The organism is Streptosporangium sp. NPDC003464 (genome assembly GCF_053588315.1).
The window spans coordinates 1-1380 of the sequence record NZ_JBSFPS010000556.1; the positions used below are offsets into that span (position 1 = coordinate 1).

General features: G+C 74.7%; 1 protein-coding gene and 1 pseudogene. Both read left to right on the forward strand.

The annotated features are described in order from the left end of the window. Positions 1 to 41 precede the first annotated feature (41 nt). A complete protein-coding gene (locus ACWDS7_RS48495; RefSeq protein ID WP_451934831.1) occupies positions 42 to 1052 on the forward strand; it encodes a glycosyltransferase family 2 protein in 1011 nt (336 codons plus the stop codon). Continuing rightward, positions 1049 to 1380 (forward strand): annotated as a pseudogene (locus ACWDS7_RS48500) (hypothetical protein); the annotation flags it as partial. The gene ACWDS7_RS48495 and the pseudogene ACWDS7_RS48500, both read left to right, overlap by 4 nt.

Genomic DNA, 1380 nt, shown 5'->3' on the forward strand with positions numbered 1-1380 from the left:
GGCGCCGGCGCCCGGCCGACCCCTCGAAAGGCTGGTGAGCCATGACCGCCACGCCCCTCGTCTCGGTCATCATCCCCAACTACAACTACGCCGACGTGCTCGGGCTGTGCCTGCGCTCGGTCCAGGAGCAGACGTACTCCCCCATCGAGATCATCTGCGTGGACGACTGCAGCACCGACGACTCCGTACGGGTCGCCGAGTCCCACGGGGTGCGGGTGCTCAGCACGCCGCGCAACAGCGGGGTGTCCGCCGCGCGCAACCTCGGCGTGGCGCACGCGCGGGGCGAGGTGCTGTTCTTCCTCGACTCCGACGTCGCGCTCGCCCCCGACGCGGTCGCCCAGGCCGTGGCGCTGCTGGGGTCCGACCCCGGCATCGGCGCGGTCTCCGGCAACTACGAGGCGGTCCCGCTGCGGCGTGACAGCCTGGTCAAGGAGTACCGCACCCTCTACCGCCACTACTGGTACCTGGTCGCCGAGGGCCCGATCAAGGGATTCCTGCCCGTCGCGATCATCGCCTTCCCCGCCGCCGTGTGGGCCGAGGTCGGGCCGTGGACGGCCGAGCTCACCCAGTCGGAGGGCGCCGACATCGGCGAGCGGCTCAACGAGCGCTACACCGTGCTGCTCACCTCGGCCGTGCGCGGGCGCCACGACGACGACGCCACCCTGCGCGTCGCGCTGCGCAAGGTCTTCACCCGCACCCGCGTGCACGTGCCGTTCTTCCTGCAGCCCCGGCGGGCCGCGGGCGTGGTCGGCTCGCCGGAGTCGGCGGCGAGCCTGGCCGCCGCGCTGACGCTCCTCGCCCTGCCCGTGCCGCTGCTGACCGGCGCCGCGTGGTCGGCGGCGCTGCCAGCCCTGCTGCTGGCCGCCTGGCTGGGCATCGACCGGAAGATGTACCGATATGTGTTCGCCACCCGGGGCGCGGGCTTCGGGCTGTTCTTCGTCGGCACGCACTTCCTCGTCAACCTGACCATCGCGGCCGGGGCGGGCGTCGGGATCGTGCAGTGGCTGACCTCGCGCTCGTTCCGCCGCATGTACGCCAAGGCGCCCGCGTGACGGCCGTGCGGAGCGCCCGCCGCCTCCTGGCCACCCCGGCGGGCCGCCGGGCGCTCGCCGGGCTGCGCGTGGCCGCCTACCTGCTCGTGGCCGGCTTCCTCGGCTACCAGCTGTGGCGGGTCCGCCATGGCCTGGGCGCGAGCCTGCGGCTGGTGGGCTGGGGGAACGCCCTGCTCGCCGCGGCGCTGGCGGCCGTCGGCGGGGTGCCCGGCTTCCTCGGCTGGCGCATGCTGCTGGCCGGGCTGGGCACCCGCCTGCCCTGGCCGGCGGCGGTCCGGGTGTTCTTCCTCGCCGGGCTCACCCGCTACCTGCCGGGCGGCGTCTGGCC

What these genes read in the sequence shown, in the direction of transcription:
- ACWDS7_RS48495 (WP_451934831.1), top strand. Translation starts at nt 42, where the DNA reads ATGACCGCCACGCCCCTCGTCTCGGTCATCATCCCCAACTACAACTAC.